Annotated in this window: 22 protein-coding genes; 7 read left to right on the top strand and 15 right to left on the bottom strand. The window is 48.1% G+C overall.

Going from position 1 to position 20,799, the window contains the following annotated elements; genetic code table 11:
- Positions 1-464 precede the first annotated feature (464 nt).
- Genes tsaD through tsaE form a run of 4 tightly spaced genes read right to left on the bottom strand, consistent with a single transcriptional unit; the run spans position 465 to position 3,377 of the window.
- Positions 465-1,529 (bottom strand): tRNA (adenosine(37)-N6)-threonylcarbamoyltransferase complex transferase subunit TsaD, encoded by a 1,065-nt coding sequence (gene tsaD, locus ACXHJ2_RS17165; protein WP_137078055.1) that lies wholly within the window; start codon positions 1,527-1,529, stop codon positions 465-467.
- Positions 1,526-2,041, bottom strand: coding sequence for a ribosomal protein S18-alanine N-acetyltransferase (gene rimI, locus ACXHJ2_RS17170; RefSeq protein WP_013369872.1), 516 nt, complete (start codon positions 2,039-2,041; stop codon positions 1,526-1,528). The genes tsaD and rimI overlap by 4 nt, the downstream gene beginning before the upstream one ends.
- Positions 2,042-2,057: 16 nt before the next feature.
- The gene (tsaB, locus tag ACXHJ2_RS17175; protein ID WP_165080494.1) at positions 2,058-2,894 is read right to left on the bottom strand and encodes a tRNA (adenosine(37)-N6)-threonylcarbamoyltransferase complex dimerization subunit type 1 TsaB; all 837 of its coding nucleotides are present in this window, start codon (positions 2,892-2,894) and stop codon (positions 2,058-2,060) included.
- 3 nt (positions 2,895-2,897) lie between these two features.
- Positions 2,898-3,377: a tRNA (adenosine(37)-N6)-threonylcarbamoyltransferase complex ATPase subunit type 1 TsaE gene (gene tsaE / locus ACXHJ2_RS17180; protein ID WP_165080492.1), complete on the bottom strand. Its 480-nt coding sequence runs from the start codon at positions 3,375-3,377 to the stop codon at positions 2,898-2,900.
- A 135-nt stretch (positions 3,378-3,512) separates the two neighbouring features.
- Here tsaE and ACXHJ2_RS17185 point away from each other — a divergent pair, with 135 nt between their 5' ends.
- From ACXHJ2_RS17185 to ACXHJ2_RS17205, 5 genes are all read left to right on the top strand, one after another.
- Positions 3,513-4,043 (top strand): cysteine hydrolase family protein, encoded by a 531-nt coding sequence (locus ACXHJ2_RS17185; RefSeq protein WP_165080490.1) that lies wholly within the window; start codon positions 3,513-3,515, stop codon positions 4,041-4,043.
- A 658-nt stretch (positions 4,044-4,701) separates the two neighbouring features.
- On the top strand, positions 4,702-5,886 hold the full coding sequence (locus ACXHJ2_RS17190; protein WP_165080488.1) for an acetyl-CoA C-acetyltransferase: 1,185 nt from the start codon (positions 4,702-4,704) through the stop codon (positions 5,884-5,886).
- Positions 5,887-5,939: 53 nt separating this feature from the next.
- Complete coding sequence (locus ACXHJ2_RS17195) at positions 5,940-6,680, top strand: acetoacetate decarboxylase (RefSeq protein ID WP_013369867.1); 741 nt, start codon at positions 5,940-5,942, stop codon at positions 6,678-6,680.
- 37 nt (positions 6,681-6,717) lie between these two features.
- Positions 6,718-7,386, top strand: coding sequence for a CoA transferase subunit A (locus ACXHJ2_RS17200; protein WP_013369866.1), 669 nt, complete (start codon positions 6,718-6,720; stop codon positions 7,384-7,386).
- Entirely contained in the window at positions 7,379-8,035 is a 657-nt protein-coding gene (locus ACXHJ2_RS17205; protein ID WP_013369865.1) for a 3-oxoacid CoA-transferase subunit B, read from the top strand. The genes ACXHJ2_RS17200 and ACXHJ2_RS17205 overlap by 8 nt, the downstream gene beginning before the upstream one ends.
- Before the next feature lie 132 nt (positions 8,036-8,167).
- Here ACXHJ2_RS17205 and ACXHJ2_RS17210 read toward each other — a convergent pair whose 3' ends face one another.
- Positions 8,168-8,347 carry an H-type small acid-soluble spore protein gene (locus ACXHJ2_RS17210; RefSeq protein ID WP_013369864.1) on the bottom strand — a complete coding sequence of 60 codons (180 nt, stop codon included), beginning with the start codon at positions 8,345-8,347 and terminating at the stop codon, positions 8,168-8,170.
- 50 nt (positions 8,348-8,397) lie between these two features.
- Positions 8,398-8,637, bottom strand: coding sequence for a hypothetical protein (locus ACXHJ2_RS17215; RefSeq protein ID WP_013369863.1), 240 nt, complete (start codon positions 8,635-8,637; stop codon positions 8,398-8,400).
- Between the two features lie 208 nt (positions 8,638-8,845).
- On the opposite strand from ACXHJ2_RS17215, the gene ku reads away from it, so the two are divergent.
- Positions 8,846-9,760, top strand: a complete 915-nt coding sequence (ku, locus tag ACXHJ2_RS17220; protein WP_165080486.1) for a non-homologous end joining protein Ku — start codon at positions 8,846-8,848, stop codon at positions 9,758-9,760.
- Positions 9,761-9,779: 19 nt separating this feature from the next.
- Here ku and ACXHJ2_RS17225 read toward each other — a convergent pair whose 3' ends face one another.
- From ACXHJ2_RS17225 to ACXHJ2_RS17260, 8 genes are all read right to left on the bottom strand, one after another.
- Positions 9,780-11,639 (bottom strand): ABC transporter ATP-binding protein, encoded by a 1,860-nt coding sequence (locus ACXHJ2_RS17225; RefSeq protein ID WP_165080484.1) that lies wholly within the window; start codon positions 11,637-11,639, stop codon positions 9,780-9,782.
- A gap of 20 nt (positions 11,640-11,659) precedes the next feature.
- Entirely contained in the window at positions 11,660-13,186 is a 1,527-nt protein-coding gene (locus tag ACXHJ2_RS17230) for a nucleotidyltransferase domain-containing protein (RefSeq protein ID WP_165080482.1), read from the bottom strand.
- A 44-nt stretch (positions 13,187-13,230) separates the two neighbouring features.
- A complete protein-coding gene (locus ACXHJ2_RS17235) occupies positions 13,231-13,716 on the bottom strand; it encodes a lasso peptide biosynthesis B2 protein (protein ID WP_013369859.1) in 486 nt (161 codons plus the stop codon).
- 1 nt (position 13,717) lies between these two features.
- A complete protein-coding gene (locus ACXHJ2_RS17240) occupies positions 13,718-14,020 on the bottom strand; it encodes a lasso peptide biosynthesis PqqD family chaperone (RefSeq protein ID WP_165080480.1) in 303 nt (100 codons plus the stop codon).
- The gene (locus ACXHJ2_RS17245) at positions 14,007-15,050 is read right to left on the bottom strand and encodes a dephospho-CoA kinase (protein ID WP_165080478.1); all 1,044 of its coding nucleotides are present in this window, start codon (positions 15,048-15,050) and stop codon (positions 14,007-14,009) included. The genes ACXHJ2_RS17240 and ACXHJ2_RS17245 overlap by 14 nt, the downstream gene beginning before the upstream one ends.
- A gap of 137 nt (positions 15,051-15,187) precedes the next feature.
- On the bottom strand, positions 15,188-15,316 hold the full coding sequence (locus ACXHJ2_RS17250) for a paeninodin family lasso peptide (RefSeq protein ID WP_013369856.1): 129 nt from the start codon (positions 15,314-15,316) through the stop codon (positions 15,188-15,190).
- Between the two features lie 53 nt (positions 15,317-15,369).
- Positions 15,370-17,295 carry an asparagine synthase-related protein gene (locus tag ACXHJ2_RS17255; protein ID WP_165080476.1) on the bottom strand — a complete coding sequence of 642 codons (1,926 nt, stop codon included), beginning with the start codon at positions 17,293-17,295 and terminating at the stop codon, positions 15,370-15,372.
- Positions 17,292-18,563, bottom strand: a complete 1,272-nt coding sequence (locus tag ACXHJ2_RS17260) for a sulfotransferase family protein (protein ID WP_238791016.1) — start codon at positions 18,561-18,563, stop codon at positions 17,292-17,294. Before ACXHJ2_RS17260 ends, ACXHJ2_RS17255 begins: the two co-directional genes overlap by 4 nt.
- A 206-nt stretch (positions 18,564-18,769) precedes the next feature.
- Between ACXHJ2_RS17260 and ligD the strand changes: the two genes are divergently transcribed.
- On the top strand, positions 18,770-19,672 hold the full coding sequence (gene ligD / locus ACXHJ2_RS17265) for a non-homologous end-joining DNA ligase (RefSeq protein WP_013369853.1): 903 nt from the start codon (positions 18,770-18,772) through the stop codon (positions 19,670-19,672).
- Positions 19,673-19,740: 68 nt separating this feature from the next.
- Here the strand turns inward: ligD and ACXHJ2_RS17270 are convergent, their stop codons facing one another.
- Positions 19,741-20,685: a YitT family protein gene (locus tag ACXHJ2_RS17270; protein ID WP_013369852.1), complete on the bottom strand. Its 945-nt coding sequence runs from the start codon at positions 20,683-20,685 to the stop codon at positions 19,741-19,743.
- Positions 20,686-20,799 lie beyond the last annotated feature (114 nt).

Consider the following 20,799-nt stretch of genomic DNA (forward strand, 5'->3'; position numbering starts at 1 on the left):
TGCATGGACGATATTGGAAAATGGCCTTTTAGGCCATTTTTTTATTGATAAACCGCCAACTTCAAATGAAAACCAAATTTATCCACCATTTTATCCACATTATCCACAGATTTCACAATCACTATAGCTATGATATATCCCCCATCCAGCTATCTGCTAAAAGTCTTAGCCTGCTTGCTTTGAGCCTATTTATCCACATTTTGAACGGTATATGTGGATAACTTTGTTCACAACTTGACAAATCACATCATTATTCGGGCAGTATAAAATTTTGATAATTTTTTTGGTGGAACATGAAAAATCATGAACCATTGTGACGAATCATGCGAGGAAATAAGATACCGGCATTCATACGCTCAAACTCCTGTATTTCATCCTCTTGAAATTCTATTTATATATATGTATAGCGCGAAACAGAAAAGACACGACCCCAAAGATGTGTCGTGTCCTTCCTATTCGTTCAATTAAGTTTGGACAGACCACTCTTCCAGAGACAGCCCTGGATCAGCTTTCATGTCCAATGAGGTGAATTCTCCGCGCTTCCACTTGGCGTATGCTGCGGCACCGATCATCGCTGCATTATCTGTACAGTATTTCATGGATGGTACAAGCAGTTTGATGCCTTCACGCTCACAGCGTTCCCGCAATGCTGTACGTAGTCCACGATTGGCAGCAACTCCGCCGCAAAGCAGCAGCTGCTTCGCACCGTATTCACGCATAGCGCGAATCGCTTTTTCTACCAGCACCTCTACGACCGACTCTTGAAAGCCTCTTGCAATCGCTCCCGCATGAACGGTTTCTCCGCGCATTTTCGTCTGGTTAATTACATTCAGCACCGCCGATTTCAAGCCGCTAAAGCTAAAATCATAAGAATCCGGCTCCAGCCATGCACGCGGCAAAGTAACCACTTCCTCCGATTCATGAGCTACACGATCCACATGCGGACCGCCGGGATACGGAAATCCGATGGCTCGCGCTACTTTGTCGTAGGCTTCTCCAACCGCATCATCCCTCGTACGACCAATAAGCTGAAATTGCCCTTCGGATTCCATCAGCACCAGCTCGGTATGCCCCCCTGACACCACAAGAGCAATGCACGGATATACAATATCATGCTCCAACTGATTGGCATAAATATGTCCCGCAATATGATGCGTTCCGATTAGCGGTTTGCCGAACGCCATAGCCACACTCTTGGCGGCGACAATACCAACCAGCAATGCGCCAACCAGTCCTGGTCCTTGTGTCACGGCAACCGCTGAAATCTCGCGGGGGCTGATTCCCGATGTTTGCATAGCCTCATCCAGCATGTAGGTAATGCTTTCCACATGTTTACGTGATGCTACCTCTGGCACAACACCGCCAAAGGCTTTGTGTGTTTCAATCTGACTGGAAATCAGATTCGAAAGCACCTCTGTGCCATTTTTCACGACAGAAACTGCCGTTTCATCACAACTCGTTTCCACTGCCAGTATATAGCAAGGCTCGCCAGAGGCAGAGCCTGTACCTGCTTTTTCCGCTTGCGTCATTGCTCCTGCACGCTTCCTTCCTGTTCACCGGATGCCCCGTGTGCGGGAAGATCCGCCCACATGATCACGGCATCCTCGTTATTATCCGAATAATAGCCCTTGCGCACACCCGCGGGCTTAAAGCCCTTTTTCTCATACAAGCCCTGAGCGATCCGGTTCGTTACCCGTACCTCTAGGGTCATACGTTCCATCCCTAAATAAGATGCGGTCTGCATCAGCTCATCCAACAGCTTGTCTCCAAGCTTGCGTCCACGATAAGCCTCACGAACCGCAATATTCGTAATATGAGCCTCATCCATAATCGTCCACATACCTGCGTAACCAATAGCTCGTCCATTAAGCTCCATAATCATATATTTAGCAAAATGATTCATTGTCAGCTCATTGCGGAAGGCTTCCTCCGTCCACGGCAGCGTGAACGCTTCATGCTCAATCTCCAGCACATCGGGGATGTCATCCAGTTGCATTAAGCGAAACTCAAGTTTCTCTTCCCGCTGTATGTTCTTTGCCATGTTGCTCACCGCCTCTTCAGCGCTGACGAAGCAGATTGGCTTCCGCCTCCGCCAGCTGGGTATAATTCGGAACCAGCGTATGTAGCTCGTCATATTCCTGACGAAGCAGCTTATCCGCCCCAAGGCGGCCAACCCATTTTCCTTCCAGTTCATAAGGCACGATACGAAGCTCGCTCCATGCACGCAAGCGCTCGGCTGTTTCGGCGTGAACCGCCGTTTCACCGACAAGCCAAATCACCGCAGGACGCTCCTCGGCAGGCAAAGCCTCCAAACGTTGCAGCAAATCATCGGTCCACGCAGTCATCAACCGGATGGCATCCGGCTCTAACCGCTGCGGGCTACCGATGTCTTTAACTGTATTTGTGGCGAACAGTCCCGTGTACACCTGACCACGGCGCGCATCCAGCACAGGTACAATCCAATCTGCAGGCTGCGCCCCGGGCGAGTCGTTATTCACAGACTCATGTTTGCCTTCTTGCCCCTTCAGCTCGATACCACGGTTCCAACCACCCCACGCCAAAGCGTGCAAAGTGGAAATGGATGTCACCGGAACGCCCCAGGCCCAAGCTAGTGTTTTGGCTGCGGTCACCGCGATTCGGATACCGGTGTAAGATCCCGGTCCAACCCCTACTGCAAGACCGTCCACATCATCGCGTGTCAGTCCTGCTTCGCTCAAAAGCCGTTCCAGCTCCGTAATGACATGCACCGAGTGATTGCGTTCGCCATAAACGTTACTTTCTCCCAGCAGCTCTTTTCCGTTCATTAGGGCGGCCGCCATTACGGTCGTCGCTGTATCTAACGTCAAAAACCGCTCACGCGGCTTTTCATTTACATCTGTATGCTCTCTTTGCATGGTTCAAACTCCATTCTCCCGCAAAATGCGGCACCATTGTTCATAAGGCTCGCCGTACCCGGTCAGGTGAATCAAGCGCTCCCCTACATCCGTTGTTTCTATATACATGTGAAGCCGCTGATCCGGCAACATATCCGGTATAATACTACCCCATTCCACCAGACATACTCCTGTCCCATAAAAATATTCGTCCAGCCCAAGATCCTCCGCCTCGTCTTGGGAAATCCGGTATACATCCATATGATACAAAGGCAATCGGCCCTCGTACTCCTTAATGAGAGTAAAGGTTGGACTATTTACGATACCCGGTACACCTAAATGGCTGGCAAAAGCCTTGGAAAAAGCAGTCTTGCCCGCTCCCAGATCTCCATCCAGCACAATCACGGTTCCGGGAACCGCTTGGGCTGCCAAAAAGCCTGCTAATGTCCCGGTGTGTGCCTCTGAGACAGAACGGAATACAAACTGTTCCTGCGAAATTGTCATATCTTTTAATCACCTTTCGTCCGAATCGGACCGTTCCAACTTGTTCTTTATTATATAGTTCACCTTATGTCGCCGCAAGGCATGAAGACATGCTATTGTAAGTTAAGTGTTACACACAAGGAGGGAATCAAACTGATGGGACAAACCGTTTTACTCTTGATTGACGTTCAGCAGGCAATGTTCATGTATGATGATAAGCTGTATCGTGAGCAGGAAGTTGTAGCGCATTTACAGCAGCTTTTGACCGAAGCCAGAGCTACCGGCACACCAGTAATTTTCGTGCAGCATACCGATGAAGCGGATGAGGATTTCCGGGAAAACAGTGTAGGTTGGGCCATCGCCGACGTGGTGCGTCCTCTTCCTCATGAACGAATTGTCCGAAAATCATCCTGGGACAGCTTCTACCAAACTGAATTGCGTGATGTGCTCCAGGAATTGGGGGCGGAACAGCTGATTATTGCTGGGATGCAGACTGAATTTTGTCTCGACACGACTTGCCGAAGCGCCTATAGTCTGGGATACCAGAACAACGTGCTCGTATCGGATGCGCATAGTACATTTGATAGCGAGGTACTGAGCGGCGAACAAATCGTAGCTCATCACAATGCCGTGCTAGGTAATCGTTTTGCACGTTTGCTCACAACGGCAGATGTACATTTTTCATGAGATGTAGAAGTGAATTTTTTACGTTCCAAGCCGATTGCTTTCAAGCAGGTCGGCTTCTTTTTTTGTTCACGCGAGCAAATAAACAACACTGACGTTATAACGTCATTGCTATAGATGGCCCAGGCATATATGGATTGATGTTTATCCGAATTCCGAATGTATTCATTTGGATTGGCAACCTGCCTAGCTTTTTTAGATGCTATAAGTCAGTTACGAATTTACATATAAAGGGATTTCCTCCCTTGCGATGATCTAAATGAAATTTGCTAAGAAATCATTTTCACAGGTTGATTTGAAATTTCATATTTAACATAAAATTCAATTTTTGATCACAATTTTCAGAAAGATCAAGAAATTAACAGAAAACATTAGGATGGCCTATTTATTGTGGAAGATATGGCTCTATATTTGGATATATGTAAAGATTTGAACATTGAGCAAAATCTGTATTAGAACTATGATAATTCTGGTTTTAATTTCCAGAAAGGAAAGAAGGCGATCGGACCGTCATACTCACTGTCTTAGGCACCATGATATGCCCACATGTAAATGTATCTTGCAGTTTCTACGTTTCGCAGGTTAGGACCGGAAATTACGAATTGAAGTGCAGTCATGGATGTATTGTGTCTCGAACACAGCGAAAGGAATGTGAGTTTTTATGAAAAAAGTAGCTATAGTAAGCCCGTTGAGAACAGCGGTCGGTTCTTTTAACAAAACCCTTGCGCCTCTAAGCGCTCCTGAATTGGGAGCAACCGTGATGACAGCATGCCTTCAGCAAAGTAAATTAGAGCCTTCTTTGATTGATCAAATTTTTATGGGAAATGTTCTTCAAGCGGGCAATGGTCAAAATCCTGCCAGACAGGCGGCACTAAAAGCGGGTATCCCCATTGATGTACCCGAATCAACGATAAACACGGTTTGCGGTTCAGGACTTCATGCCGTCGCGTTAGCTTACGATTCAATATTGGCAGAGCAAGGAAACATCGTCTTGGCTGGAGGCATGGAGAGCATGTCGAACGCCCCTTATCTGCTAAAAAATGCAAGAAACGGCTACAAGCTTGGCAACGGTGAATTGGTAGACTCCCTGGTGGCTGACGGCCTAACATGCCCGATCAACCATTACCATATGGGAATTACCGCCGAAAATGTTGCCGAAAAATATGGAATCTCAAGACTGGAGCAAGATTCATTCGCCTATGAAAGCCAGATAAAGGCTTTCGAAGCAAAAAACAACAATATTTTTGAAGAGCAAATTGTTCCGGTCATGATCAAAAACAAAAAAGAAACTACTTATTTCACAGAAGACGAACACATAAGAGGAAATACGACGAAAGAAAAACTTTCAAACTTGAAACCTGCGTTTAAAGAGAACGGAACGGTTACTGCCGGAAATGCTTCGGGAATCAATGATGGTGCGGCGGCTATGTTAGTCGTGTCGGAAGATAAATGTAAGGAACATGCGTTAAAGCCGTTGGCATATATCAAGGGTTATTCGCTTGTTGGTGTTGACCCTGCATATATGGGAATGGGACCGGTAAAAGCCATTTCGTCACTGCTTAAGAAACAGGGAATGTCGATTGATGACATTGATCTCTTTGAAATTAATGAAGCGTTCGCTGCACAAGCACTAGCGGTGCAAAAAGAGCTGGGAGTCAGTCCGGAAAAGGTCAATGTCAATGGCGGCGCGATCGCAATCGGTCATCCTGTTGGTGCAAGCGGTGCTAGGGTATTGGTTACGTTAGTTCATGAAATGGTGCGCAGATCTTCACGTTACGGCGTAGTCTCGTTATGCATCGGAACGGGAATGGGAATAGCAATGCTGGTTGAAAATGCACTCATTTAAAGTTCGTTTTCAATGATTGTTGAAATACCTCTTAAAAAGGAAGGGAGAACGCTATGAATCAAAAAGATGTACTTTCACTTCAATCCATGCCTGCGGCCAGCGGCAGTTATGGACGCCCGCCATGCCGCTTCATCAACCGGGAATTCTTCATTATTACCTATGAATCCGATCCCGCTGCGATAAGACAGGCGGTCCCGGAACCACTTCAGCCAGATGGAAGTAATACGGTCTCCTATGAATGGATCAAAATGCCCGATTCATCCGGTTTGGGAAGCTATGAGGAAAGCGGTATTGTCATTCCGTGTACTTTTCAGGGAGAACCGTGTAATTTTGTTGCCCAAATGTATTTGGATAATGCACCTGCTATTCTGGGAGGACGTGAAATCTGGGGATTTCCGAAAAAATGGGCGAAGCCTCGCCTGGTCGTTGAGGATACAGAGACGCTGACGGGTACATTGCATTACAATAACGTCCTGGTAGCTATGGGAACCACCCCTTTCAAATATAACGTGCTTGATGAAAAGGAAACGGCTAAAGCCATCGCAAAAACGCAAGTTAATTTAAAATTAATTCCTGATGTGGACGGCACTCCTAAAATTGCTCAGCTAGTGGCATATAATCTTGAAAATATTACTGTAAAAGGAGCCTGGTCAGGGCCTGCCAGATTAAGCTTGATCCCCCATGTCAATGCTCCTGTGGCAGATTTGCCGGTTAAAACTTATGTTGGCGGAAAACATTTTATTGCCGATTTAACGCTTCCATATGGAAGAGTCCTATACGATTATCTCCAATAAAGTTTGCTTTCCTAAAAATAGATAAGGAGACGGAACCATGAATAAAAAAGTAAACTCCGCTGAAGAAGCAATTAAGAAAATTAAAGACGGAGACACGGTGATGGTTGGAGGTTTTATGCAAGGAGGCATTCCGGAGGAGCTGGTGCGTGCGCTTGTCGACTCAAATTCCGCTGATAATCTTACGATCATTTCCAATGACACAGGCACACCGGAATTATCTATTTATAGACTAGTGAAAAGTGGCAGAGTCAAGCGGATTTTTGCATCCTATATCGGCTCCAATCCGGAAACGGGAAGACTCCTGATGACGAAAGAAGCGGATGTTCAACTCTTCCCGCAAGGGACGCTCGCTGAAAAAATACGCGCAGGCGGAGCTGGTTTGGGTGGTATTTTAACCCCCGTAGGTGTAGGCACCATTGTAGAGGAAGGAAAAAAGAAAATCAAAATTGACGAAAGAGAATATCTGCTCGAACTACCGCTCAAAGCCGATGTGGCGCTCATCAGAGCCCATAAAGCTGATGAAGCGGGGAACCTTGTCATCAACGGCTCTTCACGCAACTTCAATTTGGTGATGGCTACCGCAGCCGAGTATGTAGTTGCTCAGACAGACGAATACGTGAAAGCGGGGGAAATCGACCCTAATCATATCAACGTTCCCGGAATATTTGTCGACGCGATTGTAAAGGTGGGTGGAGATAATGAATAATAGAGAATTGATTATTAGAAGAATAGCCCAGGAATTCAAAGATGGTGAAGTGGTTAATCTTGGTATTGGATTGCCTACAATGGCGGTGGACTACATCCCCGAAAACGTTAATATTATGCTGCAGGCGGAGAACGGAATCGTCGGCGTTGGCCCCAAAGCAGCTCCGGGAAAAGAAAGACTCGATTGTATCGATTCAGGCGGAAACTACGTTACAACCGTGAAAGGAGCCTGCTTTATTGACAGTGCGCTTTCATTTTCCATCATACGTGGAGGGCATGTGGACGTCACCGTTTTGGGTGCCCTGGAGGTCGATGAGAAAGGCAACCTTGCAAACTGGATGATCCCCGGGAAAAAGGTGCCAGGCATGGGTGGGGCCATGGATTTGGTGGTTGGAGCCAAGAGAGTGATTGTAGCCATGGAGCATGTGAACAAAAATGGGGCGCCGAAAATACTGAAACAATGCAAGCTGCCCCTAACCGCTGTAAATGTGGTAAAGACCATTGTAACCGAAAAAGGTGTCATTGATGTTATTCCGGGTAAAGGGCTGATGCTCAAGGAAATTGCTCCAGGTTTGTCGGTGGAAGATGTTCAAATGGCGACAGAGGCTGAGTTGATGGTTTCTCCACATTTGAAGACCATTGCAGTGTAAAAAATCAGTTCCACCTTCAAATTAACTTGTCTGGCGTTTAACTTGTCTTCACAATCGCATTCATTATATAAAATAAGGTTCGCTAATTGCTCATTGAGCAATTGCGAGCCTTTTTAGGTTGGAGCCTCTCTTCTATTGTTCTTCCAGTCGATCTACACGAACGGTTTGTGTATCACCAGGTCTGCTGCCGATCTGTACCGTTGCCATACCATTCGCTTCATCTACATGCTCAATCCAAATCGGTTTGCCATCCAATTGGACGGCAATCGTTTCGGATGAATCATAAATGGCTTTTGCTCGTTCCACGTTCATGCTGTTCTCCTCCTACTCTTTTTTTGTGCAAAATTCAAAATATAGGTCACCTAGTCTTCGTCTATAATCCGTTCCACATCCAATGAAGGAAAGCTATGAGAAGGCGATGTTGAAACTACCGCCTCCATATCCACATGAGCAACAGCTACGGGAAAAGGCGGCGGCGTTCCATGTGAAAGAGCAAACTCGGGCGGCAATGCATCCTGTTCGCCTCCAGCAGGCCCTCGAAAGGCAATGTGACTTTGCCCCACACGATGACTGATCTGCTGAGGATAGGGTTTTCTAGGCATCAGTTGTATACCTCCTTTTGAATCGGATATGGCTTAACATTCACCAAAAAAACCGAAACCATGCGCAAGTGAAAGCAATTGGCAGCCTTCATTTGCACCTCATACAATCCTTTGTACGAAGCATACTAAGTAAAAATGAAATGCTCACAGCCCGGGTACCCGGATCGAAATATGAAATATGCGGATTAAAAAAAGGAGGACTGGCGGTATGCATACGGTCTGGAAAGGCGCGATCAGCTTCGGGCTGGTTCATGTGCCAGTTAAAATGTTTTCAGCTACTGAAGACAAGGACATTTCCATGCGTTATATCCACAAGGAGTGTGGGAGTCCACTAAGCTATGTACGGAAGTGCCCTGTTTGTGATAAGGAGGTTGAATGGGAGGAAATTGGAAAAGGGTACGAATATGAAAAAGGAAAATTTGTCATGTTCGACAAAGAAGAACTGGAGCAAGTTAGCGGACAAGCCGATAAAAATATCGTAATTTTGGACTTTGTGGATTTACAGGAAATTGATCCGATCTACTTTCAAAAAACGTATTATTTGTCCCCGGATCAGGCTGGCTCGAATGCGTATAAGCTACTCATGAATGCAATGAAGGATACCGGGAAAATCGGGATTGCCCAAATCTCCATCCGCTCGAAAAGTAGTCTGGCAGCCATTCGCGTGCTGGAAGAATGCTTGGCGGTGGAGACCATGTTTTACCCGGACGAAATCCGTCCCATTGCTCAAGTTCCCAACTTACCTGGACAGGAGGAGGTTAAAGAGAAAGAGCTGACCATGGCAAAAATGCTGATTGAGCAGCTGTCTACCCCTTTTGATGCAACAAAGTATACGGATCAGTATCGCGAGCGTCTGCTGGATCTTATCCAGCATAAAGTGGCTGGTGAAGAGGTGCGAATTGCCCCAACACAGCCTCAGACCAATGTGGTTGACTTAATGGCTGCCCTTCAAGCCAGTATTGAGGCAGTGAAGCCTGTCGTTACCGATCCTGGTCCTGCTGCGAAAAAACGTCCTACGCGTAAACCAGCAGCCGTGACAGCACAGCAGGCTGTGGCAGGCGACACCCTCTCTCCGACTCCAGTCAAAAAGAGAAGAAGCACCACCAAACGTAAAGAAACTTGAGCTTTACAGAAAAGTCTGATTAAGGGGCGGCGCTGATACTGCTTTGATACGATAGTAGCTGACTAAACGCCCCCCGCTCCTCTTCTTCCAATTGGCGGTAGTTCCCCTGCTGTATGACCTCACCTTGATCCATTACAACAATTTGATCCGCATGTCTGATCGTCGACAGACGGTGAGCGATCACGATCAACGTCATTTGACCTTTCATCCGTTCCAATGCTGCCTGAATTGCAGCCTCATGCTCACCATCCAGCGCACTTGTCGCTTCATCCAAAATAAGTATAGGAGGATGATGCAAAATGGCCCGCGCTAATACCAGCCGTTGACGCTCTCCCCCGGACAGACGGATCCCGCGATCACCAATGACCGTGTCCAGCCCTTCAGGCAGTCTGGATACAAAGTTGTCTGCGGCTGCAAAATGTAGCGCCTCCCATAGCTGCTGTTCACTGGCATCCTTATCAGCCAGCTTCAAATTTTCGCGGATGGTCGCATGGAACAGAAATGGGTCCTGTGACACGTAACCAAACGACTGCCGCCACAGCGGCAGCAATTCGTCATCCAGCACATGACCATCGATTTTAATCTGTCCCTCAGTTGGGCGTAAAAAACCCATCAGGACATCAACCAAGGTGCTTTTGCCTGCTCCTGATTTGCCTACAATGGCGGTCATTCCCCGGGCGGGTATGAACAAATTAATATGACGTAGTGTAGGTTCTGCCGCACCCTCGTAACAATAATCCAAATGGCTGCATTCTATTCCATTACGAAGGGATAGGGGTTGCCGTGCAGATATAGATGGTAGATGATATACCGATGAATCGAAGGGGACATGAGCCTTAGAAGATGTAAGCCCGATCAACGAGGGGTCTGAGAAAGCCTCGCATTCTCGTTGCACTTTGGTTACACTCTCAAAAGCAGAGATCATAGACATGATGTATTCCAGGCTCGCTTGAATAAGGGCAAACCTGGGCCATAAGCGGGAAAATATAAGGATGAGCACAATCAATCTTTCAGGTGTAACATGCAGCCACTGGAGCGACACAAATAGGACACTAACGACAAAAACAGCTGCCGCTATGCGATGAAAAAACTGCGTGGTCGCATTTTGTCGAACAAACTGAGTCGTATTATCCTCCATACGCTGTGTCAGAGAGCGAAACCAATGGATATTCGCCGCTTCCAGCAGATTGCTTTTAATATCTTTCATCCCGTTCATATGATCCGTAATTCCGGCAAAATAAACCTGTGACAGTTCAGTGGTACGATCACCTAATTGTTTGGCATTTCGGATGGAGCGACGGAACACGACAAACAACACCAGTCCACTCAAAAACACCAGCCCGGTTAAAGAAGGGGACAACCAAAAAGCCAGCGCAATCTGGATTAGCGTAAACATGACGGCTGTGGTCAGTTGAAGAAGCAAATTCGTTCCCTGACTGACACGCGCCAGCTCGGTCGTCATCACGTGGCTAAAATCAGATTTACGCTGACGCAAATAAAAAGCCCACTGCGCCTTCATAAAGGAAGTGTATACGTCTATGCGAAGGCAACGCATAAAACGCTGCTGAATCCGCGAGCTGAGAATGGACTGGTAACGCTGAAGCCAAGCCTGCCCTGTAAGCAGCACTACGAAAAGCATTAACATCCCCGGCAACAGCCAGCTTTTAGGAATGTACGGCAAAAAATAATCAAATCCATCCGACAGAAATGGCATTTCTGAATGACCACCAAATACACCGATGGCCGCCAGCATAGGAATAAGCATATAAATGCCGACACCTTCCAGTAAGCTGACGATGATCATACATCCAATATTAAGAATTAACGCCCCGCCGTTCACAGCATACAGCTTGGTCATATATATTCGCAGGTGAGTCATAATGTACACTCCTTATCGGGTCAGTGCTTTGTAAATCGCCGCTTCAGCCAAAGTAATGGACGTAAAGGAAGATACAAAAAATGCAGCTGGCGAGGCAGTGGAAAAACGACTGAATCCCTCGTAGAAGGAAACAAACGGCTGATGAGATACCATAGTCTGTGCCTTGGCTCCTTTAAGGAAAGCAAGTAAGCGCGGCTAACCGGCTGAGGGGTAAACGCTGTTGTTGTAGCTCCAGCAATGGCTGGACTGGGGGCGACTGTAGTAGCACCTACAGGCTTGGAAAGGCTGCTTACAGCAGTGTTCACTGTATTCATCGGGTCACCAAGGATACTGCTGGCATCTTTCGGTATGTCAGCAGCATCCTTGACGGCGTAAAGAACAGCTTCGCCTACGGCTCCACTGGCTGAAATACCGCCACTCAAAGGGGCGGTATTCATCGACTCGGTCAAGGCTACGCTGGGCAACAGCTCTGACCGAACGAGTCTGCCTGTACCCGCCCGATTGGCAACCGGGTACGGCGCGGGGACGCTGGCCTGCATAAAGGCCAGTGCGCTCAGCGCAAGCCTGTGCGCCTGCCGGGTAGCCGATATCGGACGCATCGGCTCCGGGATCGGCGTACCCAACAGCGCAGCGGCCAGCGCCCAAGCCTGCCCGCCCGCAGGCAGGCCCCCGTAACGGCGCATTAGCGGCAGTAGCGCCCCCCAATCGACAGCGCGTACCGCAAGCCTGTCGATGTCTACTAACCAGCGCAGCCTGAACCAGCCGTGACGCGCTCCGTGTGCGCTCAAGTATAGAAATTGATGCTCGCTGCCAAGCGTATACATACAGGATGTCATCACATTCCTGTTGTCGGCAGAAGTCGCCGGTGCCATCTGACTGGCTCGAACTCCTGCGGCCTTCCCTATTTGCCGACAGTCCCAAAGCTCGTCAAAGGAGGGCTCCCGCCCTCCATCCGGGTGAAGCCGCCAGTGCAACTCGATTTCTACCCTCTTTTGCGGATGTAGGAAGGAGGCATGATGATCCTTCCACTTCCAGCTACCAAGGACGCGTACTTCTCCGCTTTTGGACGCATATCCGGCTTCCTTCATCCAACGCTCCGCTTCATCCATGTCATCCGGGGCAATAAGTAAATCAATGTCTTTAGAGGTACGCAGGGAAACATCCCCGTATAATTGCTGCGCCAGAGCAGGACCCTTCAGCATCAGCACACGGATTCCATGAGCTGTGAGCAGCCTGGTCAGACGCTCGGCTTCTGCTTGAAGCTGGAGCATGCGTAGCGTGTTTCGTTGATATTGTTCCTGAAGGTTTCGCAGCAATTCTGCGGGGATGAACGGGTGATTCAACGTTTTCAGCTGGAGATACACTGTAGGTACCACACGATGGTGTTCTGTCAGACGCAGCAAGCGGGACCAATCCATCTCCTGCAGCTGGAAAGCAGTCGCCGTATCCTGCCATAGATTGACGTCTTTACGAAGTAGAGAGAGTAATAACGTGAATTCTTGATCCTCATTCCAATTCGCAAGTTCCAAAATAGACTTGGTAGTCATGGATTCTTCTCCTTCGATTCTTTGAACACTCTTTTTTTCTCACACTAAAACAAAGAACTGCCTTTATCCGCTGTCTTCGTATTTGTAGCTGTCCCAGCACGTCTCCCGAATATTCCCACTACGGTAAACGCCCCCATCTCCCGTTCTCCCGTAACATAGATCGGCCCACTGCGTACCCATGCATGTGCGGCCAGTTGTCCCGCAGCATTTTTGGCTGTGCCCAGATACAGTGTGCAGTCCAGTTTTCTGCGTACCAGCAACGTCATAGCGGCAGCGGCTTGTACAAGACAGCTACTGCGCCAAGGAGTATAACGGCTGGCCAAATCCACAGCTTGTGAAATGTGACGGATAGACTTCTCCTGCCCGATCTCGCACTGCCAGGGGGTTTCTTCCATGCATTTTCCCCAAGCCCCCGAGTAATCTCCAAAAGAACGACGCTGGCGAAATCTCGCGCATCCCAGCTCCAGCCAGGCTTCCGGGAACAATCTCCTGACCTCTGGAGGCAAGAGAAGAAGCCGTTGTATCCGCATGTTAGTCCAACTCCCGCAGGAGTCTCAGCAATCCTTCCCGCTCCAATTCAGCTACAAAGGTATGTACCTGCTGTCTGCACTGTTCCTCGTCCACTTCATATTCATTTATCAGGACAGTTACAATATCTCCAAGTGAAGGACTGGATTCTGCCAGTTCCCAGATCCGTCCTCCGGTGAAGCCCAAATTATAATACTTTCCAGTATGAATACTCATCATCACTTTTTCTCCGTCCATATCACTTACATAGACCTCTTCACCATACGTGACGCGATAATGATCCTTAGCTGGATTAGTGGCTGCCATAACTCTTTTCCTCCTTATGAATGAGTTCAAGTACCCGTTGTACAACCTCGGACGCCGTAAAAAAGGAGCTATCCCTCAGCAGTCGCCAGCCTTCCACTTTCCGAGCCATCCGGGCCGCTGTATCAAAATACCATTCACCCAAACCCATTCGCGGAATGATCACCCTACGATATGTATGCTGTAGTAAAGTATGCAAGCACTCCAGTTTGTTCAAGGGCTGTTCCGTAACGGCCACTGGCTCCCCTTCCCGCATCAACTCACGGTTGGGAGAATCGCTCACAAGCTCGAATACGCCGCCCAGGGGAAGCGGATCGTTATAAAATTCGTCCACAGCAGGCACAGCGTATTTATTGAACTCACCTGCAATCCTACGCAAATCTCGGTATTGTGCCCTTACAGGATTGTCGTCAGTTAGGGAAAGAACGTGCTTTCTTTGTCGTACATGCCTGTTCTCCCGTAATGCCTCCAGTTGAAGCAAGCTTTCCAGCCCCAGCTTCTGCTGCGGATAGGCCGGATATACGATAGCTGCGGAAGCTGTAACGTTTATAGCAATCACGTCATCACTGATCATCTGATAGCCAGCCTGTCTAAAGGCAGCAGCCAGCGTCGATTTTCCCGTGCCGGATTCACCTACAAATGCGTAGGCCCGACCTCCGATGGCAACCGCACTTCCGTGAATAGGCAAAATCCGTTTTTGCAACAGTAGAACACCCATGCATGTGCCCAGTACAAACAGCCGCACGGTGTCAGGATCAGCCCCAGGTAACATACTTACCTCGATTTCCTGGCCTCCCCTGATGGCATAAATGGCCGTGCCCGGTATTAGGAACATAAAGCGTTCACCCTGCATTACAAAATTGGTCTGCTCCAGTTGGTCCCTCCATGCTGACAAATCAACCTGTCGAATGACCACATCCTCTACCAATCCCGGTTCTGCCGGGATCAGCTCAGGCAGAGTCAGCTCACTGGCAATCCTGAGTCCAAAGGCTGTATATTTCACCCAACTGATTTGGGCACTCCTGTCATGCACGCTAGAACCACTCCCCTGTTCTTAAAATCCCGTCTTTATTTCTTCCGGTCCAACCTAACCCGAAAGAAATAAAGACGGCTCGTGATCGGTGAGCTTTCTGGATCTCAGCCCAACATCGGCTCATGTATAATTATCCGTTAGCTGGGATTATACAGATCGGCATCATGATCTGACACCCAATCAATCTGTTTCCAGCCTTTACCCGCCATAGTCTGGTTAATATCCAGCACCTCAATCGTCGGTTCCTGCCATTCTTTTTTACTCATCTCATCACCTCCCCTCCCACGAATGGCACACCGTCCGATCGGATAGATCCAAATCAGTTCAAACCGCAGAGAAAACGGTACACGATCAGGCTGTGCATAAACAGTCGTATATTCGGATCAGATGCCTGCTCCGGACGGGGATGTCGGTATTTCGCCATAGCCGTCTTAATGTAGTCCATATTGAGATATTCGGCAGCTCGCAAATCATGACACATCACTTGCAGTTCTCCCATAAACGTGTCCCAGCAAGGGAGCATACGATGTAGCCAATCAGCAGGCTGTACGCCGCGTACCCGCTGGTTCAACCGAACATCATCAGGGAGATGATCACGCATAGCTTTACGAATGAGAGCACGGTCCCGACCGTTTTGTACATATTGTTCAAAAGGCACCGATAAGCAAAAGCGAATTACACGGCTGTCCCCGGTCGGATCACGTTCCCACAGGCCATAACGAAGTGAAAGTTTGGTCGCCATAACACCATTTTTGTTGGCAATCGCCAAATTCGAAAACTTCTCTTTTCTTGTCTGATCGGCATTTTTCCTCCAACCTGTTCCACTCAATACAGGAATATCTTCTACATTCATCCGTTTGGCAAACTCCGGGTGAATCAGTGAAGGAATCGGACTTCGATTGCCGCGTCGCAACCATGTACGGGCTTCAAGTGAAGTGGCTTTTTTCAACATCACAGGTAGTAGATGAGACATACGATTGCCCGTAAGCTTGCTGTATCGCCACACCCCCTGCAAGGATTGCAGCCAATGTAAACGACGAAACTGACGGGAGTAATAATCCATTGCAGGTCCCCACGATACGGTAAAATTACCACGTGCCCCAGTCAACAGAACACCGACATTATGTTCCTGTGCTTTCTCATAAAAACCTCTGATCCAAAAGGAGTTTTCAAAATATTTGTAGGGAGCCTCCATCAGCTCCAGCCAAATATCAATTTCAGAAAACGGACTTTTCCCCTCAAAATCCATATAATTTTCATGAATGTTGCCCACATAGCGAGCTGTGGACTGTATATAGCTGCGTTCGTTCGCCAGCAATGTAGGCGGTGTCCAATCTGTAAAATCTTGAACAGGTACATAGCTGTAGGCATGTAGCGGCTTGTGTTGTAAGTGCAGCGCTGGTGCGGCAAAGCTGGCAACCGCTCCGGAATCCAATCCCCCACTCAGGGCAGCCCCTACGGCGCGATGCGTCCGTAATCGGGCAGTTACCGCCTGTGAGAATACCTCGCGGAAAGCTTCTATGTATTCGCCCCCTGTTTTGAACCGCAGCGGCTCTACCTCATCCAGACATGCATATTTACGGAGCGATCGCTTTCCCTCTTCCATGGTGAACCAATGTGCAGGAGGCAACTGATTGATATGCTTGTAGGCGGTCGTTCCAATATCGACGGATTCCTGCATTGCACGGATCGATAAAAATTCGGCCAGCCATGGTTCATGCAGTTCTTTTCGCAGAGAGGACAGAACCCATAGCGGAGCGACTACCGTGCTAAACGCAAATCCTCCGTCATATTGGTAGGTGTACAGCGTACGATTGCCTGTCATATCTCTAGCACCATATAACCGATGTTTCTTAGCATCCCAAATGACAAAGGCAAAATCGCCTATCAGATAGCTTGCTGCATCTACACCCCATTTGTCATATGCCAGCAAAATCAGCTCGCTGTCCGTGATACCTTGTCGCCGCCCCTGCTCAACTGCTAGCCGTTCAAACAGCTCAGAACGATTGTCAATGATCGCATCGGCCGTAATGGCCAAATCTCTCAGCTCATCATAGAAGGGAAGACGCTCATGGACAGATTCGGGGGTCACATGCTGGGCATGACATCCCAAAAAAATGGAACCTTCACACCAAGTGCACACGCGGTCAGCGGGATATTTTTGCAGAGTTTGCATCATTCTCTCGCCTTCTTCAGCATATACAGACTCATGCCCAAATCTATAGATTCCGGCAATTGCACTCACGTTCTCCCCCCTTTTTCTTTTCCGATACTTGATAACACTACAGACGCCCAGCGCCCGAGCTTACGGGCAAATAGGCGGGATCCGATACCTTGGCTAGGGCGCTGATAGCTTTGGAGCTGCTCGATAAGCCGGTTCCGCTCTTCAAAGCTATGTGCCAGTCTGTTTTCCAGCGATTGAATTCGTCTATCACTCACGACCTGTGATATATCCATCCTTGCCGGGTTGTGAGGTGCTGCATGACGGGTTGCATTTGTCATGAATACTCTGTTATCCGCATCGTGTTCTTCCATCATCCGATAAGCTGCCTTCCATTCAAAGCCACTTTGTTGGAGGAATTGGTGTGTACGTCGACTCAACAGCTCTACATCCGGATCATCTTCAAAACGGACTCCAGTCATCTGCTCAGCCTGTTCCAGCGCCTCCCCGTAACCAAGCTGCCTAAACAAGCGAGCTCCAACACTTCTGCAATACAGTTCAATTTCCATTTTACTTAACAGATGTTGCCAGCTATGTACCGAATTCTGATGCGCCTGTTCATGCTCCATGACAAACGGATCACCCGCTCCCATGCTATAAAAAAGACTGGATTGAGGCGTATTCGCAAAGTTCCCGTACCTTTCCATTCCCGACTCATAATGGATCCCCAGAAAATGACACAGCTTCTCGATCTCCATCCTTGGATTGGCTACGAGCTGTTCATACATCAGCGGGTATGCAAGTGGATGAGGTGTGGCAAAATAATGAGCGTAACGGAACAAACCAACCGTAATATCTGTCATTTTCATATTAAAATGCGGACTCCCCAGTTCCTTCAGCAGGTGAAAGTGTCCGCCCCGGAGCTGATTAACCTTTTTAAACGAGGCGACGATGGCTAAAGGATTGCGGATAAGCCATACTCGGCGGGCAGCCGGGAACAAACGGTCTAAAAATTCAAGCACTGTATAGTAACGCGGTGATTTGTCGATAAGCATATCAGCGGTCGTCCCTTGAAGCAGGCCATTATATATTTCAAGTGCATACGAACGAGAGGCCTGCTCCAATACCTGTGGAGGGACCATGCCTTTAAAAAATTGCCGGAGTATTCCTGTTCCTCCATATGGCCGGGCATGTGACTGAGGAAGATCATATAAACTGAGCAGAAACCACATTTCCTGCGTGGCAAACAGACGGGAATGGTTTTGCAAAATGGCGGTTAGCAGCGAGCTTCCACTTCGAGGGACACTCAACAAAAATACTAGCTTTCCGCCTTGCTTTTCAATCAAGCACATTCCTCCTCTACCTCTGCTCAAGACGTTTTAATAGATACACATCGTATTTTTATTATAATTTATGATACATAGTGTATCTTGTCAATCCCCTTAATGGATAAATTCTGTGCTGCACGTTCATCTTAAACCTTATGTAGATTTAGAAGTGCAGCCAGCTGTCTGTAAATAATGATCTTGCTGCATGTTAGCCAAAGGAGCATAGCACTATGGGACGAGCTGTTAAAGGTACGATTACGATTGAAGGTCATGAAATTGCGATCACAAACCCGGATAAACCGCTGTGGCCCGAAGCAGGTGTAACTAAGGCGCTATATCTTCGCAAGCTTGCGGTATTGGCCCCCTTCCTGCTTAAATATTGCCATCAGCGTCTACTGACTGTCATCCGTTGGCCACATGGGATTCATGGGGACTTTTTTTATCAGAAAAATGCCCCACATCCTCGGCCAGATTATATTGAAACCGCTCTGCATGATGGCATTGAGTATATCGTGCTTGGCAAGCTGCCCCAACTACTCTGGCTCGGTAATCAAGCTGCGTTGGAATTTCATCCCTCTCTGCACCTAGCAGGAAGCCAACTGCCCTGTGAATGGATGATTGATCTTGATCCATCCAGAGAGGTCGAGCCACGCATTATGGAGGCTGCCTCCATTGTAGGCGAAGTATTAGCTTCGCTTGGGTTGGACTCTGTCCCCAAAACCTCCGGGGCCACGGGTGTACAAATTATCGTCCCGATCCGTCCAGGCATCACCTTTGACGAGCTTCGCAGCATCGGACTGTTGGTTGGACAATTTGTAACGGAAAAGCACCCGCATCTATTCACACTGGAACGATTAAAGAAGGATCGCGGAACAGCCATCTATTTTGATTATTTGCAGCATTATCAGGGAAAAACCTTAGCCGCTCCTTATACTCCACGGGCACGTCCCGGCGCTACGGTCTCCACTCCACTAACCTGGGAAGAGGTACGGCAGGATGTGTCACCACTTGATTACCATTTGCTGAATATTGAGGAACGGTTAAACCAGATAGGCGACTTGATCGACAAGGTTCCTCCCCAGCCTGTAGAGGACCTCCTCAAGCATATGCGTTCCAAAACACACCCAACCTGATCCATGCTTTGAAGCACAAAAAAGGGGACGAACCCCGCAGCCATAGGCTGAGAAATTGTCCCCTTGCGCTAGTGTATTCCTTTTTTCTTAAAACGTCCGCCCTTCACATCGTGAATATTACCAATCGCAATGAAGGCGTGCGGGTCCCAATCCTCAACGATGCTCTTGAGCTTCGCTTCCTCCAGTCGGGTAATGACGACAAAAATCACTTTCTTGCTCTCGCCTGTAAAGCCGCCTTCACCTTCCAGGTAAGTTACACCCCGTCCAAGACGGTCCGTCAGGGCATCTCCGATATCACGATATTTATCACTAATAATCCAGACCGATTTGGACTGATCCAGACCCTCAATCGTAATATCAATCATTTTCATAGCAATATAATAAGCAATCATGGAATACAGGGCATTCGGCCAACCGAACACAAAACCCGCACTTCCCAGAATGAAAATATTAACAAACAGTACGATCTCACCGACCGAAAAAGGAGTTTTTTCACTGACGAGAATAGCTACGATTTCTGTCCCATCCAGCGAGCCGCCGGACCGAATCACAAGACCCACCCCAACGCCGAGAATGACACCCCCAAAGATAGCGCCAAGCAGCGGTTCCCCAGGAGTCAATGCACTTACATTGTGAAGTAACGCAGTTCCGATGGACATAACGACGATACCGAATAATGTGGATAAAGCGAAGGTTTTACCGATTTGTTTGTAACCGATAAGTAAAAATGGAAGGTTCAACAGGGTCAGGAAAATACCGAGCGGATAACCAGTAATCTTGGAGGCCATAATGGAGATACCTGTAACGCCTCCGTCAATAACGCCATTAGGAACCAGGAATATTTCCAATCCCACGGCCATCAGCGCTGCACCAACCACGATCATGGCTGCACGCTGTAATAAGCGTTTTACTTTGTTCTTTGGATTAGCTGGAATTTTGCTGATCTTGGTCAACTCTCCGGTTACATCTGTGATCTCAGACAGATTTTGGACTTCCTTGCTCACTACACTCATATATAAATCCCCCCGTTACAGTATGGTATATTAGACCGAAAAAGGGGCTGCTCTCCGCAGTCCCCTCTCCTTTACGGCGCTTAGTTATATGATTAGTATATCATAAAACTGTGA

Source organism: Paenibacillus sp. ALE3 (assembly GCF_054113405.1).

Bases quoted from the DNA above. Each gene is read 5' to 3' on its own strand.
- tsaD (WP_137078055.1), bottom strand. From the start codon at position 1,529: ATGACGCAAGCGGAAAAAGCAGGTACAGGCTCTGCCTCTGGCGAGCCT.
- rimI (WP_013369872.1), bottom strand. From the start codon at position 2,041: ATGGCAAAGAACATACAGCGGGAAGAGAAACTTGAGTTTCGCTTAATG.
- tsaB (WP_165080494.1), bottom strand. From the start codon at position 2,894: ATGCAAAGAGAGCATACAGATGTAAATGAAAAGCCGCGTGAGCGGTTT.
- tsaE (WP_165080492.1), bottom strand. From the start codon at position 3,377: ATGACAATTTCGCAGGAACAGTTTGTATTCCGTTCTGTCTCAGAGGCA.
- ACXHJ2_RS17185 (WP_165080490.1), top strand. From the start codon at position 3,513: ATGGGACAAACCGTTTTACTCTTGATTGACGTTCAGCAGGCAATGTTC.
- ACXHJ2_RS17190 (WP_165080488.1), top strand. From the start codon at position 4,702: ATGAAAAAAGTAGCTATAGTAAGCCCGTTGAGAACAGCGGTCGGTTCT.
- ACXHJ2_RS17195 (WP_013369867.1), top strand. From the start codon at position 5,940: ATGAATCAAAAAGATGTACTTTCACTTCAATCCATGCCTGCGGCCAGC.
- ACXHJ2_RS17200 (WP_013369866.1), top strand. From the start codon at position 6,718: ATGAATAAAAAAGTAAACTCCGCTGAAGAAGCAATTAAGAAAATTAAA.
- ACXHJ2_RS17205 (WP_013369865.1), top strand. From the start codon at position 7,379: ATGAATAATAGAGAATTGATTATTAGAAGAATAGCCCAGGAATTCAAA.
- ACXHJ2_RS17210 (WP_013369864.1), bottom strand. From the start codon at position 8,347: ATGAACGTGGAACGAGCAAAAGCCATTTATGATTCATCCGAAACGATT.
- ACXHJ2_RS17215 (WP_013369863.1), bottom strand. From the start codon at position 8,637: ATGCCTAGAAAACCCTATCCTCAGCAGATCAGTCATCGTGTGGGGCAA.
- ku (WP_165080486.1), top strand. From the start codon at position 8,846: ATGCATACGGTCTGGAAAGGCGCGATCAGCTTCGGGCTGGTTCATGTG.
- ACXHJ2_RS17225 (WP_165080484.1), bottom strand. From the start codon at position 11,639: ATGACTCACCTGCGAATATATATGACCAAGCTGTATGCTGTGAACGGC.
- ACXHJ2_RS17230 (WP_165080482.1), bottom strand. From the start codon at position 13,186: ATGACTACCAAGTCTATTTTGGAACTTGCGAATTGGAATGAGGATCAA.
- ACXHJ2_RS17235 (WP_013369859.1), bottom strand. From the start codon at position 13,716: ATGCGGATACAACGGCTTCTTCTCTTGCCTCCAGAGGTCAGGAGATTG.
- ACXHJ2_RS17240 (WP_165080480.1), bottom strand. From the start codon at position 14,020: ATGGCAGCCACTAATCCAGCTAAGGATCATTATCGCGTCACGTATGGT.
- ACXHJ2_RS17250 (WP_013369856.1), bottom strand. From the start codon at position 15,316: ATGAGTAAAAAAGAATGGCAGGAACCGACGATTGAGGTGCTGGATATT.
- ACXHJ2_RS17260 (WP_238791016.1), bottom strand. From the start codon at position 18,563: ATGTGCTTGATTGAAAAGCAAGGCGGAAAGCTAGTATTTTTGTTGAGT.
- ligD (WP_013369853.1), top strand. From the start codon at position 18,770: ATGGGACGAGCTGTTAAAGGTACGATTACGATTGAAGGTCATGAAATT.
- ACXHJ2_RS17270 (WP_013369852.1), bottom strand. From the start codon at position 20,685: ATGAGTGTAGTGAGCAAGGAAGTCCAAAATCTGTCTGAGATCACAGAT.